17 protein-coding genes are annotated in these 22,937 nt (G+C 53.6%); 6 read left to right on the top strand and 11 right to left on the bottom strand.

Translation table 11 applies throughout. The annotated features are described in order from the left end of the window. The first annotated feature begins 300 nt into the window (after positions 1-300). The gene (rpsD, locus tag DQG23_RS18500) at positions 301-903 is read left to right on the top strand and encodes a 30S ribosomal protein S4 (protein WP_113032346.1); all 603 of its coding nucleotides are present in this window, start codon (positions 301-303) and stop codon (positions 901-903) included. A gap of 166 nt (positions 904-1,069) precedes the next feature. Here rpsD and DQG23_RS18495 read toward each other — a convergent pair whose 3' ends face one another. Continuing rightward, positions 1,070-2,224, bottom strand: a complete 1,155-nt coding sequence (locus tag DQG23_RS18495; RefSeq protein ID WP_113032345.1) for a glycerate kinase — start codon at positions 2,222-2,224, stop codon at positions 1,070-1,072. Between the two features lie 81 nt (positions 2,225-2,305). Then, complete coding sequence (gene tyrS, locus DQG23_RS18490; RefSeq protein WP_113032344.1) at positions 2,306-3,562, bottom strand: tyrosine--tRNA ligase; 1,257 nt, start codon at positions 3,560-3,562, stop codon at positions 2,306-2,308. 662 nt (positions 3,563-4,224) lie between these two features. Between tyrS and DQG23_RS18485 the strand changes: the two genes are divergently transcribed. After that, on the top strand, positions 4,225-7,380 hold the full coding sequence (locus DQG23_RS18485) for a transglycosylase domain-containing protein (protein ID WP_113032343.1): 3,156 nt from the start codon (positions 4,225-4,227) through the stop codon (positions 7,378-7,380). Between the two features lie 92 nt (positions 7,381-7,472). On the opposite strand, the gene acsA is transcribed toward DQG23_RS18485, so the two are convergent. Together acsA and DQG23_RS18475 are read right to left on the bottom strand one after the other, a co-directional pair. After that, positions 7,473-9,197, bottom strand: coding sequence for an acetate--CoA ligase (acsA, locus tag DQG23_RS18480; RefSeq protein ID WP_113032342.1), 1,725 nt, complete (start codon positions 9,195-9,197; stop codon positions 7,473-7,475). 348 nt (positions 9,198-9,545) lie between these two features. Then, positions 9,546-11,378, bottom strand: a complete 1,833-nt coding sequence (locus DQG23_RS18475; RefSeq protein ID WP_113032341.1) for a glycoside hydrolase family 35 protein — start codon at positions 11,376-11,378, stop codon at positions 9,546-9,548. Between the two features lie 182 nt (positions 11,379-11,560). Here DQG23_RS18475 and DQG23_RS18470 point away from each other — a divergent pair, with 182 nt between their 5' ends. From DQG23_RS18470 to DQG23_RS18460, 3 genes are all read left to right on the top strand, one after another. Continuing rightward, complete coding sequence (locus DQG23_RS18470; protein ID WP_113032450.1) at positions 11,561-12,475, top strand: AraC family transcriptional regulator; 915 nt, start codon at positions 11,561-11,563, stop codon at positions 12,473-12,475. 221 nt (positions 12,476-12,696) lie between these two features. Next, positions 12,697-13,329: a GNAT family N-acetyltransferase gene (locus DQG23_RS18465; RefSeq protein WP_113032340.1), complete on the top strand. Its 633-nt coding sequence runs from the start codon at positions 12,697-12,699 to the stop codon at positions 13,327-13,329. Positions 13,330-13,437: 108 nt separating this feature from the next. Beyond that, entirely contained in the window at positions 13,438-14,622 is a 1,185-nt protein-coding gene (locus DQG23_RS18460) for an acetoin utilization protein AcuC (RefSeq protein WP_113032339.1), read from the top strand. Positions 14,623-14,979: 357 nt separating this feature from the next. Here the strand turns inward: DQG23_RS18460 and DQG23_RS18455 are convergent, their stop codons facing one another. The 5 genes from DQG23_RS18455 to DQG23_RS18435 form a co-directional block, all read right to left on the bottom strand. Continuing rightward, positions 14,980-15,684 carry a 5'-methylthioadenosine/adenosylhomocysteine nucleosidase gene (locus DQG23_RS18455; protein ID WP_113032338.1) on the bottom strand — a complete coding sequence of 235 codons (705 nt, stop codon included), beginning with the start codon at positions 15,682-15,684 and terminating at the stop codon, positions 14,980-14,982. A gap of 107 nt (positions 15,685-15,791) precedes the next feature. Next, on the bottom strand, positions 15,792-16,799 hold the full coding sequence (gene ccpA, locus DQG23_RS18450) for a catabolite control protein A (RefSeq protein ID WP_113032337.1): 1,008 nt from the start codon (positions 16,797-16,799) through the stop codon (positions 15,792-15,794). A gap of 282 nt (positions 16,800-17,081) precedes the next feature. Continuing rightward, positions 17,082-17,423 carry a bacillithiol system redox-active protein YtxJ gene (gene ytxJ / locus DQG23_RS18445; RefSeq protein WP_113032336.1) on the bottom strand — a complete coding sequence of 114 codons (342 nt, stop codon included), beginning with the start codon at positions 17,421-17,423 and terminating at the stop codon, positions 17,082-17,084. A gap of 120 nt (positions 17,424-17,543) precedes the next feature. Then, on the bottom strand, positions 17,544-17,963 hold the full coding sequence (locus DQG23_RS18440) for a YgiT-type zinc finger protein (RefSeq protein WP_113032335.1): 420 nt from the start codon (positions 17,961-17,963) through the stop codon (positions 17,544-17,546). Between the two features lie 85 nt (positions 17,964-18,048). Continuing rightward, positions 18,049-18,474, bottom strand: coding sequence for a VanZ family protein (locus DQG23_RS18435; protein ID WP_113032334.1), 426 nt, complete (start codon positions 18,472-18,474; stop codon positions 18,049-18,051). Positions 18,475-18,693: 219 nt separating this feature from the next. Between DQG23_RS18435 and DQG23_RS18430 the strand changes: the two genes are divergently transcribed. After that, positions 18,694-19,218 carry a type 1 glutamine amidotransferase domain-containing protein gene (locus tag DQG23_RS18430; RefSeq protein ID WP_113032333.1) on the top strand — a complete coding sequence of 175 codons (525 nt, stop codon included), beginning with the start codon at positions 18,694-18,696 and terminating at the stop codon, positions 19,216-19,218. An 81-nt stretch (positions 19,219-19,299) separates the two neighbouring features. Here DQG23_RS18430 and ptsP read toward each other — a convergent pair whose 3' ends face one another. Then, the gene (gene ptsP / locus DQG23_RS18425) at positions 19,300-21,036 is read right to left on the bottom strand and encodes a phosphoenolpyruvate--protein phosphotransferase (protein WP_113032332.1); all 1,737 of its coding nucleotides are present in this window, start codon (positions 21,034-21,036) and stop codon (positions 19,300-19,302) included. Next, a complete protein-coding gene (locus tag DQG23_RS18420; protein ID WP_113032331.1) occupies positions 21,029-22,924 on the bottom strand; it encodes a glucose PTS transporter subunit IIA in 1,896 nt (631 codons plus the stop codon). Before DQG23_RS18420 ends, ptsP begins: the two co-directional genes overlap by 8 nt. Positions 22,925-22,937 lie beyond the last annotated feature (13 nt).

Below are 22,937 nucleotides of genomic sequence, written 5' to 3'. Positions count from 1 at the left end.
GCAAAAAAACGTTCGAAAATGAAGCTCGCACTTGACTTTAATGCACCTTTTTTATAGAATTAGACGTTGAGTGGAACCAACCAATATCTTGTTGGACGTTAACGAATGCGAACACCCTCACCGATTTTGTTACTGACCGGCCAGCGGCTGAACTAGCCTGTCAGTATGCGGCTTACCAAGCCCCGGCAAAATTGGACGCGTCCGGACCGGCCAGCCTAGAGCTTCGTCCTTAGACGACACCGGTTGATCTCCGCCGTAACCATACAAACGAAAATTAACGTTTAAAGGAGTAATCGATACATGGCTCGCTACACAGGTCCGAAGTTCAAATTAAGCCGCCGCCTGGGCATTTCCCTTAGCGGTACGGGCAAAGAATTAAGCAAACGTCCTTTTCCTCCAGGCCAACATGGTCCGGGACAAAAGAAAAAACTGAGCGGCTACGGCGTTCAGCTCCAAGAAAAGCAAAAATTGCGCCATATGTACGGCTTGAACGAGAAGCAATTCCGCAACCTGTTTGACAAAGCGTCGAACATGAAGGGGATCTCCGGCGAAAACTTCATGATCCTTCTTGAAAGCCGTCTGGACAACCTCGTTTACCGTCTGGGCTTTGCGAACTCCCGTGCAGGTGCTCGCCAGCTCGTCGCACACGGCCACATTACCGTCAACGGCAAGAAAGTGGACATCCCGTCCTACCTTGTCAACACCGGCGACGTAATCGGCGTTCGCGAGCGCAGCCGCGGTCTTGCCGTTATCAAAGAAGCGATCGAAGGCCGTCACCACGTGCCTGCTTACCTCGACTTCAACGCTCAAGGTCTGGAAGGCAAATATGTACGTCAACCGGAACGCGCCGAGCTGTCGCAAGAAATTGACGAGAAACAAATCGTCGAGTTCTACAGCCGTTAATATTTTCCTATCGCAAGCCATACCTCGCAAGCGATTTGCGAGGTTCCAAAAAAACCAGGAGACTTTTGTCTCCCGGTTTTTTTATTTTATCGGAAATGATCTCGTAGGAGTGGCTCTAAAACTTCGGTAAATGGGCCGTCCTTAAAGGACGGCGTAACGTAACCCTTTATCCTTGTTCGTCCCGGCTTCGCCTTGCCGCCGCAAATAATCGTACAATCTGTTCCGCCGCATCTGCTAGCCAAATTTCCGCTTTGGCAATCGCATCAGCCAGAGACGCCGGATGTGGCATGATGCTGAAGCAGGCGTCTATGCCAAACTCGTGAAGACTCGAATAGCTTCCGGTCAAGCCGCCTGACAAGCAGATGACCGGTACGCCGCGCTTCCTGGCGAGCTGGGCTATGCCGGCTGCCGTTTTCCCCATCGCCGTCTGCTCGTCGGTGCGCCCTTCCCCTGTTATTACGAAAGCGGCACCTGTCAGCCGCTCATCGAATTTGCAGGCGTCCAGCACAAGGTCGACGCCTTTCTGCATCGCGGCTCCGCAAAACGCATAGAGCCCGGCCCCCAAGCCGCCGGCTGCGCCGCCGCCCGCCAGCGCGTGCACGTCGACGCGAAGATCGCGTGTGATGCATAAGGCTAGACGGCGCAGCACGGCGTCAAGGCGTTCGACGGTTTCCGGCGATGCGCCTTTCTGCGGGCCGAAAACGGCCGATGCGCCGCTTTCCCCATATAACGGCGCATCGACATCGCAGGCCGCGATAAACCGAACGTCCGCCAGCCGCGGGTCCGCCCCGCTCGTATCGATTGCCGCAATATCATGCCAGCCCTCGCCGAAAGCGGGAATCGCTTCTCCCGCCTCATTGAGGAAGCGGAAGCCTAGCGCCTGCGCCATGCCGATGCCGCCGTCATTCGTCGCGCTGCCGCCGAGACCGAGCAGGATGCGGCTGCTTCCGCGGTCAAGCGCAGCCTTGATTAATTCGCCGGTGCCGTACGTCGAAGCGCGAAGCGGATCGCGCTCCCCGTCGGCCAGCAGCGTCAGTCCGCTAGCCGCAGCGCATTCGATGACAGCCGTACCCGTCGCCTCGTCGAATGCATAGCTGGCGCGAAGCGGGCGGCCCAGCGGATCATGCGCATCGGCTTCGATCATCTCTCCGTTCATCGCCGCCGCGAGCGCTTCGGTAAACCCTTCCCCGCCGTCCGCCATCGGCACCAGTTCTATTTGAGCTTCCGGAGCGGCGCGCAGTATTCCTTCCCGAATCGCCTTCGCCGCTTGCAGCGCGCTTAGCGATCCTTTAAACGAATCGGGTGCAACTATGATACGCATCGGATTCTACCTCTCTCACGTTTCGTTTTGGAATGCGGTTGAAACAAGCCGTCATACGATCGCGAATACGATAAACGCGTTTTAGCGAATGGCGAGCTTAACGAACTGGCGTTTGCCGACTTGAATGATGTCGCCGTCGGCGACGGCCACCTCGCCGTTCGGATCGAACAGCTTCTCTTCATTGATTTTGACCGCCCCGCCCTGGATGCTTCGGCGGGCTTCGCCGTTGGACGATTGCATCCCAAGTGCGACGAGCAGCTTGACGATACGGATTTTGCCTTCCTCCAGCTCGGTACGGGCAAGCGTCTTCTCCTCGATGTCCGTCGGCAGCGCCCGCTGTTGAAAGACGGTTACGAAATGCGCTTCCGCCTGCTTCGCCGCATCGATGCCGTGAAACATCCGCACGAACGTGAAGGCAAGCTGCATTTTGGCGTCGCGGGGATGGACGGTGCCGTCGGTCAAGCCTTCCTTCAACTTCGTCAGCTCATCGTCCGGCAGGTCGGTAGCAAGCCCGAAATATTTCAGCATCAGCTCATCCGGCACAGACATCGCTTTGCCGTATATTTGATTGGGCTCCTCGTCGATCCCGATGTAGTTGCCAAGGCTCTTGCTCATTTTGTTCACGCCGTCGAGCCCTTCGAGCAGCGGCATCATCATCGCAGCTTGCGCCGGCTCGCCGTATTCTTTCTGCAGCATGCGGCCCATCAGCAGATTGAACTTTTGATCGGTGCCGCCGAGCTCGATATCGCTTTTCAGCGCGACCGAGTCGTAGCCCTGCATCAACGGGTAGAAAAACTCGTGAATATGAATCGGAAGTCCGGTCGTATACCGCTTGGCAAAATCGTCGCGTTCCAGCATGCGAGCAACCGTCATTTTGCCCGCCAGCTGAAGGACGTCGGCAAAATTTAGCGGCGACAGCCATTCGGAGTTGTAGAACAGCTGCGTTTTTTCCGGATCCAAAATTTTGTAGATTTGCTTCTGGTACGTTTCGGCGTTTCGCTTGACATCTTCCTCGGTCAACTGCTTGCGCGTTTCCGATTTGCCGCTCGGATCTCCGATGCGTCCGGTGAAGTCGCCGATCAGAAGCTGCACATGATGTCCCATCTCCTGAAATTGACGCAGCTTGTGCAGGACGACGGTATGCCCGACATGGATATCGGGTGCCGACGGATCAAGGCCCAGTTTCACGTTTAGCGGCTTGCCCGTAGCGACTGCGTCGATTATTTTTTGCTTGAACGCATCCTCCGGCACGATCTCTACGGCTCCGCGGCCGAAGAGCTGCACCTGCCGTTCGACCTCCGCTTGCTGCTCCGGCGTCAATTGTTCCCACTTTTTCATGTTGGTTCGCCCTCCGTTTCATTATTTCGCTTGCCATCAGAAGCGTTTGGCTCAGTAAGCCTGCCGGCTGTTGGGATGTATTTGCCCAAACATGCAAAAAAGACCTTCTCATCCACAAAAAAGGGACGAGAAGATCTCGCGGTACCACCCTAATTAAAACGTCCGCCGCTTCTTGGCAAAACGTTTTCGCTCGGCAAGTTGTAACGGGATTGCCCCGGAAGAAAGCTACTGAGCATAAACGCACGACTGCCTGCTCCGCTGCAATGCGGTCAAAGCAATAATACGCCGAACGCCCGTCCGAAAACGGTGCACGGCAAAACGTGCTGCTTGTTCCCTTTCCCAGCTCCGGACAGTATTTCGAAAAAGTGCCCTTACCGGTTCGCAGCGACCACCGGCTCTCTGAAAACGAAAGCATTCTTTCTACTTAGATGACGGCATATGCCGTCATTCGGTCCATCAACGCTTTTAAAATCATGAAATTCATTATATTAAATCACATTTGCCCCGATATTGTCAATTACCGTTCGCTATTCAGCGCTTTCCGCTTTATGTTATAATAATGGCGGCGATTGACATACATATTGGATTGTCGATAGGCATACATAAACTGCCGATCATTTAGAACGCCGTTTGCAGGGATTTGCGATATAGGAGGTTTCAGGTTGAAAAAGTGGTGGCTGAAGTCCAAACCGATCTTAAAAGGAATTGGCCTTTATACGTTAATTACGTTGAAATGGCTTGTCATTACCGGAATCGTTGCCGGATTCCTGGTGGGGGGAGCCGCATTCGGCTACGTGTCCGCCGTCGTCAAAGACGAACCGGTGCGGACGAAGGAATTCATTACCGAGCAAATTAGCGACAACGCGGTTACCGGCTTCGTCTTTTTCAACGACGATACGCCGATCGGTCAGCTTCGTACCGACGAAGACCGCAGACTTGTCGGTTTGAACGATATCCCCAAGATGCTGCTGGACGCCGTTATCGCGGTGGAAGACAAAGATTTTTATACGCACTACGGGGTAGACGTCAACGGACTTTTCCGCGCAGTCAAGCAGAAGCTGCTGAACGAGCCCGTTCAAACCGGAGGAAGCACGATTACGCAGCAGCTGGCGCGGCGCGTCTTTCTCAGCCTTGACCGCGATATAACGCGGAAGTTCAAAGAGATTTTTCTTTCGCTGCGGCTCGAGCGCATGATGTCCAAGGATGAAATTTTGCTCGCTTATTTGAACAAAATCCCGTACGGAAACGGTTCGAACGGCTACAATCTGTACGGAATCAAAGCGGCCGCCAAAGGGATTTTCGACATCAACGACTTGAATGAGCTGAACATTGCGCAAACCGCTTATTTGGCGGGACTGCCGCAGCTTCCGTCCGAATATTCCGCCTTTACGAGCAAGGGCGATCTCGACAAGAAAAAATTCGACAATGCGATCAAACGGCAGCAGCTCGTGCTCAAACGTATGACGGAGGAAAATGTAATAACCTCACAGCAATACGAGGAAGCACTTGCCTTCGACCTGAAAGGCTCGCTTGCCGCGAAGAAGGATAAGGAATACAGCACCTATCCTTACCTGATGCTTGAAGCGGAGAAGCAGGCGGCGGAAATCCTGCTCAAGCTTCAGTATCCGAATTTGGTGATCGACTCCGACAAAAAGAAAGAAGCCTATAACGAAGCGATCAAAGATGTCAATGCGAACTTGCAGCGCGGCGGCTATCAAGTGTATACCACGATCGACAAAACGATCTACGACGCGATGCAGGAAATCGCCAAAAACGATAAAAACTTCTCGCCTTTCGATGAGAAGAAAGGGATCGAACAGATCGGCGCCGTACTGATGGACAGCAAAACGAGCGCGATTCTCGGGATGATCGAAGGGCGCGATTTCTTCGCCGAGCAGCTCAATCATGCGAACCAGGCATATCGCCAGCCGGGCTCCGCCATGAAGCCGATCGCCGCATTCGTTCCGGCTCTCGAAATGGGTGCCGTGCAGCCGGCCAGCGTGATCGACGATTCGCCGATCATTTTGCCTGACGGCCAGAAAGGCGTGCATCTCCCCAACAACTGGGACAATAAATATCACGGCTTGATCACGGCACGCAAAGCGCTCAATTCGTCGTACAACATTCCGGCGATCAAATTGTTCCTTAATGTCGTCGGCATCAACAAAGCATGGGATTACGCGATGAAGATGGGAATCAACTCGATTACGAAGCAGGATTATACGGCGCAAACAGGTGTAATCGGCGGCTTGTATAAGGGAGTTAACGTCGAGGAGATGACGAACGCCTATGCGACGATCGCCAATAAAGGATTGTTCAACGAAGCGTACCTGATCCGCAAGATCGTAGACGCGAAGGGAAAAACGATCTATGAGCACGAGCTCAAGCCATCGTTCGTATTTTCCGAGCAAACCGCCTATTTGATGACGGATATGATGCGCACGGTCGTAACTTCCGGTACGGCTAACGATTTGCCGGGCAAATTCAAGCATTACAAGCAAATGCCGATCGTCGGCAAAACCGGTTCGACGCAAGATGACGGCGACGCTTGGTTTATCGGCTATACGCCCGATATGACGCTTGGCGTCTGGGCCGGATACGATCAACCCGTTCATAAGCTGAGCAAAGCGACGGGCGGCACGAACCGCGCCAAAAATATTTGGGCGCTCGTCATGGATGCCGCGATGGATAAACGGCCCGATCTGTTCCCGACCAAAAAATTCGAACGGCCGGCAAACATCGTGGAAATGACCGTTTCCGACCTGTCCGGCAAGCTCCCTACCGAGCTTACGACATCGTCTGGCCATCTGATTACGGACATATTCAACAAACGGGATGTGCCGAACTCCGAAGACGACGTCATGGTCAAAATGAAAGTGATCAGCTACAACGGCGTCAACTACATCGCGCTTCCGTCAACTCCCGACGATTTCGTGCAGGAAAAAATCGTCATCCGGCGGGAAGAATCGATTAGCGCGATGCTGAAAAAAATCGAGGCTGCTCAGCAAAAGCTGCCGGCCAACAAGCGCAACTCGCTTAAATATTACATCCCGCTGGACGCTGATACGGACGCTCCGTCGGAGAACGATCCGCGCGGCGACGACGGCAAAGCGCCGGATCAGCCTTCCCAGCTGCTGCTGACTCGCAGCGGCGACAGCTACAAGCTTTCATTCGCGCCAAGTCCGAGCGGGGACGTAGTCGGCTATCGACTTTACCGTTCCGCGGCTCACGGACAATTACAGGCCGTCGGCGGCAAAGTCGTAATGACCGGAGCCGAGCCCATTTTCTCCGACTCGCCGGGAGGCGGAATATTCGGCTATACGGTAGTTGCGGTAGACGTTGCGGGGCATGAATCGGCGATCGGCAAGGTGCTTTATACGGACGGGACGGAAGGAAGCGGCTCCTCTCCGCCGAATCAGTCGGGCGCCCTACAAGAGCCGGAACCGAACGACAACGGCGCCGCCAGCCCAAGCCCGACCCCCGGACAGAACGGCGGCGCAACCCCCGACAAGGGCGGAGATAAGCCGAAGGCGACTGCGGTTCCTTCCGCACCTGCCGGCTTGACCGTCAAATTGAAGGGAATGTCCTTACAGCTTAATTGGAAAGCGAATGCGGACAAAGAAGGCGTGAAGCAGTACAATGTTTACTACGCGGAGAAAGAAAACGGAAAATACCGAAAGCTCGGCTCCGTTAATAACGCCGTCGAATTTTCCTATTATGCCGTCCTTTATGACGGCAGCTACCGGGTCACCGCAGTGAACGACATTGGAGAATCCTCCCCGTCTGCCGCTGTAAGCTACAAAACACCGAGCGAATAACGATTCGCACTATAGCAATCGGAGCGGCTGAATATAAGCTTCAGCCGTCCGCAAAAAATCCCCCAGCGACATTGGCCGCTGGGGGATTTCGTTTAGTCTTCGATCGTCGACATGTCACCGGAAGGCAAATTCAGCTCCCAAGCTTTCAAGACTCGGCGCATAATTTTACCGCTTCGCGTTTTGGGCAGCTTATCCTTAAACTCGATTTCACGGGGAGCCGCATGAGCGGACAACCCTTCCTTCACGAATTTGGAAATATCCGCTTTCAGCTCTTCGGACGGCGCATAACCCTCGCGAAGGGAAATAAACGCTTTAATGACTTCGCCGCGAACGGGATCGGGCTTGCCGATTACACCGGCTTCCGCAACGGCCGGATGCTCGACGAGCTTGCTCTCGACCTCGAAAGGACCGACGCGTTCCCCCGCGGTATTGATGACGTCATCGACGCGGCCTTGGAACCAGAAATATCCCTCATCATCCATATAAGCCGAGTCGCCGGACACGTACCAGCCGGTTAAACGGAAATATTCCTCATACTTCGCCGGATTGTTCCAAACCTTGCGCATCATCGCAGGCCAAGGCGTCCGAATTGCAAGATTGCCCATCCGAAACGGAGGCAGCACTTTGCCGTTGTCGTCGACGATAGCCGCATCGACTCCCGGAATCGGTTTGCCCATCGATCCCGGCTTGATGTCCATCGACGGATAGTTGCATATGAGCTGGCCGCCGGTTTCCGTCATCCACCAGGTGTCATGAATGCGCTGACCGTACACTTTCATTCCCCATCTGACGACTTCCGGATTAAGCGGCTCGCCGACGCTTAGCACGTGCCGCAATGAGGAAAGATCGATTTCCTTCACGGCTTCGTCGCCTGCGCCCATAAGCATGCGAAACGCCGTAGGCGCGCTGTACCAAACGGTTATTCGATATCGTTCGATCGTTTTGTACCACGACTGCGGACTGAAGCGTCCTCCACGAACGACATTCGTCGCGCCATTCAGCCATGGAGCGAATATCCCGTAGGAGGTGCCGGTTACCCATCCCGGGTCCGCCGTACACCAATACACATCGTTCTCATTCAAGTCCAGAACGATCTTCCCCGTATAATAATGATGTATCATTGCATTATGTACGTGATATACGCCTTTCGGCTTGCCTGTCGAACCGGATGTGTAATGCAGGAGCATGCCGTCCTCCCGATCCATCCATTCGATTTGCAATTCTTCCGAGGCTTCTTCCATTTCCTTGTAAAAATCGTATCGGCCTTCAGCCGGCTCGATATCATGACCGACCAGAATGACATGCTTCAGGCTCGGCAGTTCGCCGACCGGAACGCGCGAAAGCAAGGCCGGCGTCGTAATGATCGCAACGGCGGAGCTGTCTTCAAGACGGTCCCTGACCGCCGTTTCCATAAACGCTTCGAAGAGAGGCCCGACAATAGCGCCGATTTTAAGCGAACCGAGCAATGCAAAATAAAGCTCCGGAGTGCGCGGCATAAAAATAAAGATGCGATCGCCTTTGGCAATGCCCGCTTTGCGGAGAACATTGCCGAAACGGTTCGAATTCCGCTTCATCTCTCCGAACGTATAGGATTCGTCGCGATTGTCATCGCTGTAGTAAAGCGCTACCTTATCCTTGAGACCGGAATCGGCATGCCGATCGATCGCTTCGAACGCCATATTGATTCTACCGGTATCCGACCATGTAAATTGCCTTTCGATTTCCTGCCACGAAAAGTTTTCCCGTGCCGCATCGTAGCTCCCTAAGTTGGAATGCGCCGCGATCGCCTTCATGATCTCTTCATTCGGATTTGACATCCATACTCCTCCTACTCGAAAAAAAGAATGATATTTTAAACGCTTTCACATTATGCGGGACTACAGAAGCGTGCCGTCGGCGTCTGAATGATTATATCATAAATATTTCAATTCCGACTACTTGCGCCTTACTTGCAGCACGACATTAAATGGGCGAAAAAAGCCTTACCGAATAGACAATATCCCACCCCAATATGTTAGCTAGCCATTTCAATAAAAATAAAGAAGCCTCCAAATCCACAAAAACATGGAAATGGAAGCTTTTATCAGGCTGATTCAAACGCGATTTGGCGCGACAATTCGAACCGTCGCCCACAGGAATGAACCCGGTAATCCGGGGCGAATCTACTATCCCAAATCGGGTGTATCCAAGAAGGTTACCGCAGGCTCGTTCGTTCCGTGCAGCTCGAAAATGACGATTTCGTTCTCCCCTTCAAGCAGCAGCGGACCCGGTACGTACATCGTTTTTTGCGGTCCGCGTTCCCAATACCGGCCGATATTGAAGCCGTTGATATACACAACGCCCTTCGTCCAGCCGGCCGTGCTCAGGAACGTATCGCATGGCTCGTCGACAGTGAACGTAGCGCGATAAAACGCAGGCTCGCCTTTGGCATACGGATCGATCGCGCAGCCCTCCGGACCGCATGCTTCTTCCGCAGCCGCGAGTGTCGTAAAAGGAGATGCCGTGCCGGATGACAAGGCGCCGAACGTCAAACCCTTCAAATCGTCGAGGGGCAGCGTGTGGATCGTCCAGTGGTACAGGAATTGATAGCCGAATTTTACGCCTTCCGTAATGCCTTTGTAGTCCTTCAGGAAAGCGCCGTAATTGGTGCGGCCCATATTTTCCACCAGAATGCCGAGCGTTGCGCCTTCAGCCGGAATTTCGAGCATGATTTTGCCCGTCCAATCTTTGCGGCGTTCGATAACGCCCTTGTACTCGCCGTTTAAGAAAATAAGCGCGCGGTCATGCACATCCTGCAGTACCAGCTCATGGCTGCCGCGAGGACCGGAAACCTGTGTCGTATACATGATAAATCCGTACGCTTGGCCGAGCTTCTCCATCGGCTCAGGACATGTCGCTTGGATAGGAGCCGAAAGATCGTTCAAGCTTTCGAACAGATCGGCTTTTTGATCGAAAGCGACTCGGCCGTATCCTTTTTTCTTGATCGGCGGAGGCAGCTCCAGCTCGCCAAGCTCGACATATTTGCCGACGATCTCGCGGACGGCGTGGAACTTGTCCGTAATATCGCCCGCCTCGCCGACAGGCACATCGTAATCGTAGCTCGTGATCGTCGGCTCAAAGTTTTCTTTAGGCAAGCAGTTCGCACCGTTCCAGAAGCCGAAATTCGTACCGCCGTGGAACATATAGAAGTTGACCGACGCGCCTGCGCCGAGCATTTTATCCAGAACATTCGCCACATCGGCCGAATCGCGCGTATGGTGCTGTTCCCCCCAATGATCGAACCATCCGTTCCAAAATTCCATGCACATCAGAGGCTGGTCCTTCTGATACTCCTTGAGCTTCTCGAACGCTTCCTCGGGCCGCGAGCCGAAGTTGACCGTTTCCAAAACGCCCGGCACCGTACCGCCTTGAATCATCACGTCGGTCGGTCCGTCGGACGTAAACAGAAGGACGTCGATACCGCGCTCAATCATGCTGTTTTGCAGGTGCTGCAAGTATTTTACATCGTTTCCGTAGCTGCCGTATTCATTCTCGATTTGCATCGCGATTACCGGTCCGCCGTTCGTACACAGCAGAGGCTTTAATTTAGGCAGCAGCACGTCGTAATAAGCGTCTACTTTATCCAGGAAAGGCTTATGGTAACAACGCAGCCGAATATTCGAATCGGCCAGCAGCCATGCCGGCAAACCGCCGAACTCCCATTCCGCGCAAATATACGGACTTGGACGCACGATCACATGCAGACCGAGCTCCCCTGCAATCTCGATAAAGCGCACGATATCGGCAATGCCTTCGAAATTGAACTGCCCTTCCTTCGGCTCGTGAATATTCCATGCCACATAAGTCTCAACCGTGTTGAAGCCGCATGCTTTCAGCTTCAACAAGCGATCGCGCCAATATTCCGGAACGACGCGGAAGTAGTGAATAGCGCCGGAAATAAGCTGAATCGGCTTGCCGTCCAGCATAAAGTTCGGTCCCTCGGTATAGAAACGTCCCATTGATGATTCCTCCGTTACGATAAATGGCAGCTTGAGCGCGATACTGCGCAACAGCCTTACTCTCATCATAGGCGAGCGGCGCGATTGACACAATTAGCAAACCATCCGTGTTTTTAACCATTTGTGCCGACTCCGTGATATACTATTTCCAGAAATACTCCATTCGAAAAGGGTGCATGGCATTGAACATCGAGGTTCGTTTCCCGAACATGACCAGTACGCTGCAAATTATCGGCTGTCACTTTGGCGTCAAGCAGCCGGGCTGGTCTTACCCGAAGCACCATCATCACCTGTTCGAGCTGCTCCATTGTTGGAGCGGCGAAGTTATGCAGACGATAAACGGCACGTCGATCGCTGTTCGCTCCGGCGATTGGCTGCTTCTAAAATCCGGCGTTCGTCACCAACTGGAAAACGTTTCGCAGGAACCCTACTCTTTCTTCGACGTGCATTTCGATATCGACGACACGGAAATGCGCAAGCTGCTCAGCAGAAATCCGTTCGGGCACATTACGCGGGAAGCTGCGGCTCGAACTCGCTTGCCGGTATACCGAATCGAAATCGAACGCATTTTGCAAACGTCCCTGGCTGCGAATACCACATCCGGTCCGGACTATACGGCAGTAAAGCCGTCCTTCGGAAATATGCTTTCCTTACAAGCCTATATTTTGCTCATGATCCAGGAAATGATTCCGCTGCTGCTGGCAAGCGACGAGGCGCAGGAGGAGGGCGGCTTGCAGCGGGCATCCGCTTTCGAAACCGATATCGCCCATGCTATCGAGGAAAAGCTGCGAAGCACCGTATACTCGACGGGGGCGGTCGAAGAAATTGCTAAAGAACTCAACCTCAGCCGAAGCCAATGCTCCAAAGTATTCGTCAAAATATACGGCATTTCTCCTCGGCAGTATATCAGCCAGCTGAAGCTGAGCGAGGCCAAGCAGCTGCTTATCGGCAGCGATCTGACGATCGAAGCGGTCTCCCGGCGGCTGGGCTTTGCATCGGTCAGTCATTTCTCCCGGCAGTTTCGCAGATGGACCGGCTTGTCCCCCAACCAATACCGGCCGAAGCATGCCGTACAACCTTTGGAGCCCGGGAAGTAGCAGGAGTTCCTCTGGCGGGGGCGGGCTAATAGTCTTGCAATCGTTTACGAAATCGGGCATTTTATTTTTCCAATAATCGTTTATAATTGTTTTACATAAATCATGCCATTCTTATTGCGTTTTTCCAGACCGCTGAGCGGACTGCTTTTTCAGCTTGCCAAACTTGCACGGACGAAAGTTTAGCCTACAATGACTAACTACCGGCAAAGGAGCTGTACGACATGGAGCATAGGAAACAGTATCATGCCGATTGCATCGAATCAGCGGAACGAACGATCCGCATTGAAGGCCCCGTACCGCCCGGGCAGCTCGTCGGCATGCACATGCATAAAGATTTGGATGCGTTCCGCCGTCCGAACGACCAGCACGAGGCGCTCGTCGAGATCGCAGGACTTCCGGAGGGACGGATCATTATCGCCAGAGACGGGGAAATGATCGTCGGTTACGTGACCTTTCATTATCCGGACGAGATGGAACGCTGGTCGGAAGGAAATATGCAGGACTTGATCGAGCTCGGCGCCATTGAAGTCGCGAACGACTACCGCGGACTCGGTCTGGGTAAAAGAATGATAAAGCTTGCGTTCGAGGGCCAGCAGCTGGAGAATATGATCGTATTTACGACGGAGTACTATTGGCATTGGGACTTGCAGAACAGCAAGCTTAGCGTATGGGATTATCGGGCGATGATGGAAAAATTGATGAAATGCGTGGATATGGTCTGGTTTGCGACGGACGACCCGGAAATATGTTCGCATCCCGCAAACTGCTTGATGGTCCGCATAGGCAAAGAGGTCCCTCTTTCCTCCGCGGAGCAATTTGACCGTATAAGATTTCGGCAGCGGTTTATGTACTAGCATGTTGTCGCGGCTATCAAAAAATAAGAGAAAACCTGCTTGCTTATCGAAGCTTCATAGATTGACAGAAACGTCTGGTTTTGTCCATGTGGTGGGGGGGATTTGCAAATGAGCGACGAAGCCGTGTTCGTTTATGATCCGGACGAGCTGAAATATTTTTTCAATAACGAACATCCTTTTAACCAAAAAAGACTGCGCCTGACCGTTGACTTGCTCACGCGTTTCGGCGCGCTTTCAAGCGAGGCGATCGTCACTCCCCGCCGGGCCTCCGATAGCGAGCTGCTGCTCGTTCACAACTCCGATTACATAAACGCCGTCAAGGCGCTAAGCGCTCCTTCCGCGGATCCGGCGCTTCTGCAATTGGCCGAAAAATTCGGTCTCCGGACCGAGGATACGCCTTTTTTCGAAGGCATGCACGATGCCACTTCGCATCTGGTCGGCGGGTCGTTGACCGCAGCCGAGCTGGTGCTCGAAGGAAAGGCCAAACGCGCGCTTCATCTTGGCGGCGGCTTGCATCATGCCATGTCCAACAAAGGCGCGGGTTTTTGCGTATACAATGACGCTTCCGTGGCGATCACCCATATTCGGAACCGCTGCGGCTTCCGGGTGCTTTATATCGATACCGACGTTCATCATGGAGACGGCGTGCAATGGTCGTTTTACACCGAGCCGGAAGTATGCACGTACTCGATTCACGAAACAGGTAAATATTTATTTCCCGGCACAGGTCTTGTCAATGAGCGGGGCGACGGCGACGGCTTCGGCACCTGCGTCAACATGCCCGTTGAGCCTTATACGGAAGACGAGTCCTGGCTGCACTGCTTTCAAGAACCGCTTGAAAGCATCTTCCAAGCCTTTAAGCCCGATATCATCGTCTCCCAGCACGGCTGCGACGCCCATGCGTTCGACCCGCTTTCTCACGTTCACTGCAGTATGCGCATATACTTGCAGATGCCTTTAATCATTCGCCGGCTGGCGGACCGCTACTGCGAAGGCCGATGGATTGCCTTAGGAGGCGGCGGCTACGATATGTGGCGCGTCGTACCGCGCGCATGGAGCCTCCTATGGCTCGTCATGAGCGACCACCCGTTAATCGGAAGTCTGGAGACGGAGCCCGACTCGAAGCTCCCTCGCGATTGGATCGATGCCTGGCAGCCGGATTCGCCGGTCAAATTGCCGGAAGCTTGGCTCGATGCCGTCGGGAGATGGAGTCCGATGCCCCGCCGCCGCGAAATAACGGCCAAAAACCTGCATACGAAAGACATTGCCATGCTGTATTTACCCAAAAAATAAGTCGAAATAATCGGCGCACGGTCAACTCGCTGGATTGCGGCATTTATGGCTTAAATCCGTTAAGGCAGCGCCGGTCGTTTTAACCTTAAGAACGAATCCGGCTTATTCGAATACGGAACAATCAACGGGGAATCTGCTTTATGACATGTCCTAGAAGGGTCGCTTCGAATGGGCAATTTCCCGTAAACCGAACAAATACGCTTCCAAGACACTGTTAAAGTGGATGGAAGCGTATTTGTTCGGTAATTTGGCATTTTAAGCGATAACAGATGTGGCATGGAAATGGAAATGACAATCGGGCTAGCTCCGTTTATATCTTTTCCCGTGTCTAGCCGGAAAACCTAAAGCTAATTTCGCTTAGGAGAGCCCTTTGACGATCTCTTCGACGATCCGGTACGAGTTCTCCGAAGCTTGCACCGTAAATTCGGCGAAATTGACATGGGCGGAGCCGTCCGCTTTATCCGACATCGAACGGACGACGACGAACGGGATGCCGTTCATGCTGCAAACTTGCGCTACCGCCGCCCCCTCCATCTCGACGCAGCTGCCGCCGTGCTGCTCGAACAGCTCTTTGACGGCTTCGCGATCCGCGAGGAACTGATCCCCGGACAATATGCGCCCTTCCTTCGCGCGGCCCGCAAAGAGCTTGTCGCTTGCGGCCGCCGCAAGCTTGCGCAAGTCTTCTGCCGCCGCAAATACGGACGTCTCCTGATACGGGATGACGCCTTTCGCAAAGCCGAGCGCCGTCACGTCAATATCATGCTGCATGCATTCGGTCGAGACGACGATATCTCCGATGTTTAAGCCGGGATCCAAAGCGCCGGCAACACCGGTGAAAATGACCGCATCCACTTGAAACAGGTCGACCAGCAGCTGCGTGCAAACCGCCGCATTTACTTTCCCGACCCCCGATTTGCAAACGACAACCGCTTTTCCGAAAAACTGTCCCTCGTAAAAAGTAATGCCGGCCCGGCTCACTTCGCGAACGTCACGCATATGTTCATGAAAAAGCTCGATTTCTTCCTTCATAGCGCCGATCAACCCTATTTTAACGTATGCCATAAACGTGTAAGCTCCTTCTGCTTAACTTCTTGAATGACATGTTGAGGTTCTGAACAGAACCGCCACCGCCCCGGCGTTTACCGCTCGCCTCAAAGAAAAAAGGCGGCTCAGGAGAGCTGAGCCACCGTTTTGCGTTGGATGATTTCATGCGGAAGCGTGAACTTCGCTTGCTCCACCGATTCCTTGTCCATCAGCTTCGTAAGCAGACGCATCGATACGGCACCGATATCATACATCGGCTGCGCCACCGCCGTCAGCTGCGGACGCACCATCGAAGCCATACGGCTGTTGTCGACGCTGATCACCGAAATGTCGTCCGGCACGCGAAGACCCTCGTCTTGAATCGCATGAATCGCGCCGATCGCCATTTCGTCCGTTGCGGAGAAAATTGCGGTTGGCCGTTCTTTAAGCGACAAAAAGTACTTCATCGCTTCGATTCCCGACTCATAGCGGTAATTGCCTGCCCGTACCCACTCGTCGCCGGCCGGAAGCCCGGCTTGCTCCATCGCATTCTTGTAGCCGTGATAACGCGCATAACCGAGCGCGGGATCCTGCAGCGTTCCGCTGATCATGCCGATGCGGCGGTGTCCGTTGTCGATCAGCATCTGAACGGCGTCGAAAGCGGCCTTCTCGTGATCGATGTCGACAGCCGGCATCGTGTTGTTCTCGTCGGCCGTCGCGCAAAGCACGATCGGCACGGAGGAGGTTTTGAACGCTTGGATATGCTCTTCCGTTACCGTTCCGCCCATAAAGAGGAGCCCGTCCACCTGCTTCTCAAGCAGCGTGTTGATGACGCGAATTTCCTTCTCTTTCTTCTTGTCGGCATTACACAAAATAATGTTGTAGTGGTACATGTTCGCGATATCCTCGATGCCCCGCGCCACTTCGGCATAAGTCGCATTTGAGATATCCGGAATAACGACTCCGACCGTCGTTGTCTTCTTGCTTGCCAAGCCGCGCGCTACCGCATTCGGACGGTAACCGAGCCTTTCGATCGCTTCGAATACTTTCTTGCGCGTTTGGGGCTTCACGTTCGGGTTGTTATTCACAACGCGGGAAACGGTCGCCATCGAAACGCCTGCCTCGCGGGCTACATCATAAATTGTTACAGTCAATGTCGCTCTCTCCATTTTGTCCATAATAGACGCTTATTTTGTCCTGCGTTATGCTAAAAACCGTTGCGTCACATCGAGTTTAGCGCATGATAACGTTCGTTGATCTTTACAGCTATGATACGACAAAAAGCGTTTTCGTGCAATGAAAACCAATTAATTCCCTGTCATTGCCAAAAGAAAAAGGGAGAAACGTTACGAAATTCGCCGCAACTCTTTGAAAACGGCTCCCTCTCCTCTTTCGTAGAAGGCCGGCCGAAACCGGCCGACCGCGCCTGATCCGGACTATTGCAGATGCTCGCGCAGAGCTTGCTCGGTAATGCGCCAATGGGACGTATGCCATGCAATTTTGCCGTCCTTAATATAGATCGCTTGCGGCGACTCGTGCTTCAAGGAAAGCGACTCCGCAATCGCATTTGAAACCGGACGCGATTCGATGACCAGCACATGCGCATGCGTAATATCGGCGTTCGGATGCTTATGCAAATATTTGGCATACTCGTCAAACGCTTCGGCACTTATCGGACATGTCGTGCTATGCTTAAAAATGAACAAAGGCTTTTCCTTGCTTTCCGCAAGCGCAGCCTGCCAATCGGATATGCTTTTCAATTCGCGATTACCTTCCATACTATTACCCATCCTTCCCAAATAACCTGCTATAATTTCATACTAACAAAAACAAAAAAGAAAAGCCAACAGGATGTCGGCTTTTAACGTTCTGCGTATAAGCTAGCAAGCTCGGATGCACTACGTAAAATCGTATGTAGATAGGGCATACTCCGAAATCTGCTTCAACCGCCTGCGGGCATCCTCCGCCCAGGCTTCGTCTTTAAGCGACTGTGCAAGCAGCAGCAAATCAAGCAGCTCGTTGATGCGCTCCTCCAATATTTTCTCCACGGGAATCCGTTTGTTTTTCTCATCCGTCGCCTTCTTCATCAGCAGCGCAAGCTCGCTCAGCTCCTGGAACGGAAGCTGCTGCTTGTCCGGCTTGGCGCCGAGCTTACCGATGAGTCCGGTCAGCTCCGGCTTCACTTCGGGAAACACTTCGCTTCTGCCGCAAGCTTCGCAGTAGTAAATCGGAACGTTCTCAATCTCCACTTTGTTCTGGTAAATAACCGTCCGCAAACGAATCGACATCCGTTCGCTGCACTTACATGCTCTGGACAACGACGACCACTCCTCTACGCCAAAAACAATGCTACTCTGGTACACGTATTCGACTTTTCCGCGATGAACTCCTTCTAGCGGACCCTTAGTATTTTGTGGAAGGGAGGAGCTTTCGGTACAGCGCCGAATATGTACTTTTCACAAATGGAATAGACAGTACCAGCATGGCGATCGTTGCCCCGATTACGTCGTTCCGGATATCGTAAATATCCGGCATGCGGCCAGGCACGAAGGATTGATGGTATTCGTCGCTAAGCCCGTACAGCAAGCATAGTCCGACTGCAGCCAGCTTCATAAGCGGCGCGGGCCGCTCTCCGCCGATTCCCCATACGAAAGTCAAAGCAAGGATGAAATAGGCGACAAAATGCCCCCAATCGAAGCTTTGCATCGCAGGCAGGAACCATTGGAAGAATGGCAATATCGTGTTCATATCGTCGCTTGTCCGGCCGGATAATAGAAAGATGACTGCCATCCAAAGCACGCAAGGCATCCAGCGTATCGCATTCCGCATCTTTAATGCCCCTATTCTATCGGTTCAAGTATGCAACTAGACTAGTAGAAATGCCTCATTCTGTCAAGCAAACCGGCGTCATGCCCGCCTCGGAGCCATGCAAGGGAAGTGCTTTGCCCTCCTCTCTATGATACAATACCGATTGAACGGCGTCGGAGCGTCCATTTTTTAATGGCTGCAGGCGCACAACGATATCTAGCTGTAAGGGAGGACAAACCAATGAGGCTGCAGGACAAACAAATCATTGCTCTTGTTGACGAAGAGTTCGAAGATCTGGAATTATGGTATCCGATTTACCGCGCGAGGGAGGAAGGCGCAACCGTAAGGCTTGTCGGACCGGAGAAGGGAAAGACGTATATCGGAAAATACGGCGTTCCCGCCACGGCCGAGCTTTCGTTCGACGAGGCGAACAGCGCCAATTACGACGGCATTCTCGTACCGGGCGGCTGGGCGCCGGACAAGCTTCGCCGCTACTCGAAGGTGCTTCAGCTTGTTAAGGAGATGCATGCCGATCGGAAACCGATCGGACAAATATGCCATGCCGGATGGGTGCTTATCTCGGCCAAAATATTGCAGGGCGTCCGCGTAACGTCCACGCCGGGCATTCGGGACGACATGGAAAATGCCGGCGCTATCTGGTTCGACGAAGCTGTCGTTGTAGACGGACACATCGTTTCGGCCCGCCGGCCGCCCGATTTGCCGCCTTACGCCAAAGCGTTCTGCGATCAGTTGGCGCAGAAATAAGAAATCTGCTTTCCAAGATTAGTAAAAGTCCGCGCAACCGATGTAGAGCATATCGGCGGCACGGACTTTTTTTGCGTTCGATCATGATTCGGCATCGGCGGAAATTGACCTGCGAGATTCGAGCAGCTCGCGGATTTCATCGCTGGTTCTGCATGCCAGCGCAAGCTCGACCGTTTCTTTACCGTCGTTCTCGCTGGATGCCAACAGGCACTCCTTAAGCGGCAGAAGCGTTTGAACCGACATGCTGAGCTCGTTGATGCCGAGGCCCAGCCAAATCGGCAGCGCCAGCGGATCGCCGGCGAGCTCTCCGCAGACGCTCACCGGAATGCCGCTGCGAAGCGCCGCTTCCGCCGTCTGACGGAGAAGGCGGATAACGGCGGGGTGATACGGGTCGTACAAATGGGCGATCGATTCGTTCATCCGGTCGACCGCAAGCACATACTGGACCAGGTCGTTCGTCCCGATGCTAAAGAAATCGACCTCTTCCGCCAGCAGATCGGCTATGGCCGCCGCTGCCGGCACTTCAATCATGATGCCAACCTCAATGTCCGCCTTAAACGGCTGTCCGGCGGCCGTCAGCTCCTTCTTGGCCAATGCCAGCACCTCGTTCGCCTTGCGCACCTCTTCAAGCGAAGAAATCATCGGATACATCAGTTTCACGTTTCCGTAATGGCTTGCCCGCAGGATCGCCTTAAGCTGCGTCTTGAATAAATCGCGCCGGTCGAGCGATATGCGGATCGCCCGGTAACCGAGAGCCGGATTCTCCTCCTCGGGAAGCGGCAAAAAATTAACGTCCTTATCGCCCCCGATGTCCAGCGATCTGATCACGAGCGGTTTGCCGGTCAGCTTCTCGGCCGCCGCTTTGTACACCTCGAACTGCTCTTCCTCCTTCGGAAGCGTCGTTCGGTCGATATACAAAAATTCCGTACGCAGCAGACCGACGCCCGACGCCCCGTTGCGAAGCGCAACGTCCAGCTCCTTCAGCGAGCTGATGTTCGCTTTCAGCTCGATCCGCTTGCCGTCCTGCGTGACCGAAGGCAATTCGGCGATTTCCCTAAGACTTTCTTTGCGTTCGTGCAGCTTTTCCTGACGCTTGCTGTAATGCGCGATTTCAACGCTGCACGGATTTACGAAAACCGTTCCGTCATCGCCGTCAATAATAAGCGTGTCGCCGGTTTGAACGGGCGACCCCAACTTGCCCTCCAAGCCGAGCACGAACGGAATCCCCATGGCCCGCGCCATAATCGCCGAATGAGAAGTCGTTCCGCCGAGCAGCGTGACGATGCCGAGCACCTGCCCCGGTTCGACATGCACCATTTGCGACGGCGCAATTTCTTTGGCCACAAGAATGAAGGGCGCTTCGACAGGCGGAACGAGCTGCTCGTAATTTCCAAGCAAATGCTTAAGCAGCCGGTTGCCGACATCTCTGATGTCAGCCGCGCGTTCCTTCATGTATTCGTCGTCCAAAATTTCAAACATGCCGACGAATTTGTCGATCGTTTCCTTAACCGCAACCTCTGCGGCTTTATATTGTCGCTGCATAATTTCCTGCACTTCATTCAAAAAAATCGGATCTTCCAAAATAGCCAGATGCGCATCGAAAATATGCGATTCCTCGGGACCGATAATGTCGGAAATATCCTGCTTGATCGATTCCAGCTCGCCGCGTGACGTGCGCACGCTGTCATACAGCTTCTCGAACTCGAATGCGAGATCCGCGACGTCGATCATTTTCTCCGGAAGCTCCCATTCCCAGGCCGGAAGCACGAACGCTTTACCGATTGCAACTCCTGATGATGCCCCTATGCCCTTAACCATGCGTTTGTCCTCCAGCAGCTTGAACTTCATCTTTCAATACGACGGACATGACCGACGCCTGTCCTTTCTTGACCGTCTTGAACGGAGCGAAGCTCCAAGACCGCACACGCCCCGTATTCGTAATCAGCATGGGCGTTGCAAGCGATTTTGCATTTTTCTTGATCATCGACAAATTGAATTTGATGAGCAGCTGCCCCGGTTCGACAAGATCGCCTTCCTTGACATAAGCCGTAAACCATTTGCCTTGCAAATGGGAAGTGTCGATGCCGATGTGCAGCAGCACTTCGAGCCCTTCCTCCGTTTTCAGCCCAAGCGCGTGCATGGACGGGTAAATTAATGCGACCGTCCCTTTCACGGGAGAAACGAGTTCGCCGCGGTCGGGTATGAACGCTACGCCGTCGCCGACCAGCTTTTTGGCGAAAATTTGGTCGGGCACTTCATCCAGCGGAATCATCCGGCCTTGCATCGGAGAACTGAAATGCACAGTCTGAACGTCTTTACGCGTCACCTTGACGATTTCTTCGCGAATCAACTCGGAATACGTTCCGAATACGACCTGAACGTTCCCCCCGCCGAGGCTGATGACGCCCGCAGCGCCCAAATGCTTCAAAGCGGCGATGTCCATCAGCTTGTCGTTCGCAAGGGTCAAGCGCAGGCGCGTAATACACGCTTCGATCGTCTTAATATTGTTTTTGCCGCCGAGCGCCTGCAAAATAAGCGGTGACCGGTATGGGATGTCACCCGCCCATTCCTCAAGCTGCGAGCCTTCCTCGCGGCCCGGTGTCGGAATGCGGAATCGTCTGATCGCCCAGCGAAATAAGACGTAATAAACGGAGAAATAAACGAGACCGATCGGGATCAGCCATAGTCCGCGGGTAGCCAGATGCTCGTTGATGATAAAATCGATCGCGCCGGCGGAGAACGAAAAGCCGTGACGAATGTCCAGCGCATAGGCAATCCACATCGCGACGCCGGATAAAATCGCATGAACGAAAAACAAATATGGCGCCACGAATAAAAACGCGAATTCGATCGGCTCGGTAATTCCCGTCAAGAAGGAAGCCAAAGCGGCAGTCGCGAACGTCGCGCGCACCTTCGCTTTCAAATCCTCCCGCGCCTCTTGTACGATCGCGAGGGCAATGGCCGGAAGCGCAAACATCATAATCGGATAAAGACCGGCCATAAATACGCCCGCATCCGGATCGCCTGCGAAATAACGCGGCAGGTCGCCGTAAACGATCGTGCCGTCCGCACGCTCGAACGCGCCGAGCTGGAACCAATAGACGTTATTCAGAATGTGATGAAGCCCGGAAGGGACGAGCAGCCTGTAGCCGACCCCGTACAAAAATGCGCCGAAGCCGCCCATTTTGAGCAGCATCGCCCCCGCTCCGGCGAACGCATGCTGAAGCACAGGACCGACAGCGATGATGCAGAGCGAAAAAATGATGCTCACGACGCCCATTACGAATGGAACCATCCTGTGGCCGCCGAAAAACTGAATATATTCCGGCAATTGAATATTTCGGAAGCGATGGTAGGAGAGCGCTGCCAAAATACCAATAATGATCGCGCCGGAAACGCCGAGCTGAAACTGCGGCATGATGTATTTTTGCGTCATTTGCGTAAATAAATAATAACCGAGCAGCGCGGACATTCCCGCAATTCCGTTGTTCTCGGTTAAGCCTAACGCTACGCCGATCGCAAATATGTACGGAAGGTAAGTAAAGATGGTCTCCCCCGCAAAATGAAGCATGTCCCCGAACGTTTCAAGATGAACGACTTCCCAGGGCATAGCGCCGAGCCGCAGCAAAATGGCGGCGATCGGAATAACGATCGTGGGCAGCATTAAAGAACGGCCCAATTGCTGCAAATTGCCCATCCAGTTCATCCTATCGCGCTCC

It is taken from the genome of Paenibacillus contaminans (assembly GCF_003285015.1).
Lineage (GTDB): Bacteria > Bacillota > Bacilli > Paenibacillales > NBRC-103111 > Paenibacillus_V > Paenibacillus_V contaminans.
The sequence above is the reverse complement of the archived record's forward strand: the minus strand, read 5'-3'. Positions and strand labels throughout refer to the sequence as shown.

Coding starts and splice junctions, on each gene's coding strand:
- rpsD (WP_113032346.1), top strand. CDS start 301: ATGGCTCGCTACACAGGTCCGAAGTTCAAATTAAGCCGCCGCCTGGGC.
- DQG23_RS18495 (WP_113032345.1), bottom strand. CDS start 2,224: ATGCGTATCATAGTTGCACCCGATTCGTTTAAAGGATCGCTAAGCGCG.
- tyrS (WP_113032344.1), bottom strand. CDS start 3,562: ATGAAAAAGTGGGAACAATTGACGCCGGAGCAGCAAGCGGAGGTCGAA.
- acsA (WP_113032342.1), bottom strand. CDS start 9,197: ATGTCAAATCCGAATGAAGAGATCATGAAGGCGATCGCGGCGCATTCC.
- DQG23_RS18475 (WP_113032341.1), bottom strand. CDS start 11,378: ATGGGACGTTTCTATACCGAGGGACCGAACTTTATGCTGGACGGCAAG.
- DQG23_RS18465 (WP_113032340.1), top strand. CDS start 12,697: ATGGAGCATAGGAAACAGTATCATGCCGATTGCATCGAATCAGCGGAA.
- DQG23_RS18460 (WP_113032339.1), top strand. CDS start 13,438: ATGAGCGACGAAGCCGTGTTCGTTTATGATCCGGACGAGCTGAAATAT.
- DQG23_RS18455 (WP_113032338.1), bottom strand. CDS start 15,684: ATGGCATACGTTAAAATAGGGTTGATCGGCGCTATGAAGGAAGAAATC.
- ytxJ (WP_113032336.1), bottom strand. CDS start 17,423: ATGGAAGGTAATCGCGAATTGAAAAGCATATCCGATTGGCAGGCTGCG.
- DQG23_RS18435 (WP_113032334.1), bottom strand. CDS start 18,474: ATGCGGAATGCGATACGCTGGATGCCTTGCGTGCTTTGGATGGCAGTC.
- DQG23_RS18430 (WP_113032333.1), top strand. CDS start 18,694: ATGAGGCTGCAGGACAAACAAATCATTGCTCTTGTTGACGAAGAGTTC.
- ptsP (WP_113032332.1), bottom strand. CDS start 21,036: ATGGTTAAGGGCATAGGGGCATCATCAGGAGTTGCAATCGGTAAAGCG.
- DQG23_RS18420 (WP_113032331.1), bottom strand. CDS start 22,924: ATGAACTGGATGGGCAATTTGCAGCAATTGGGCCGTTCTTTAATGCTG.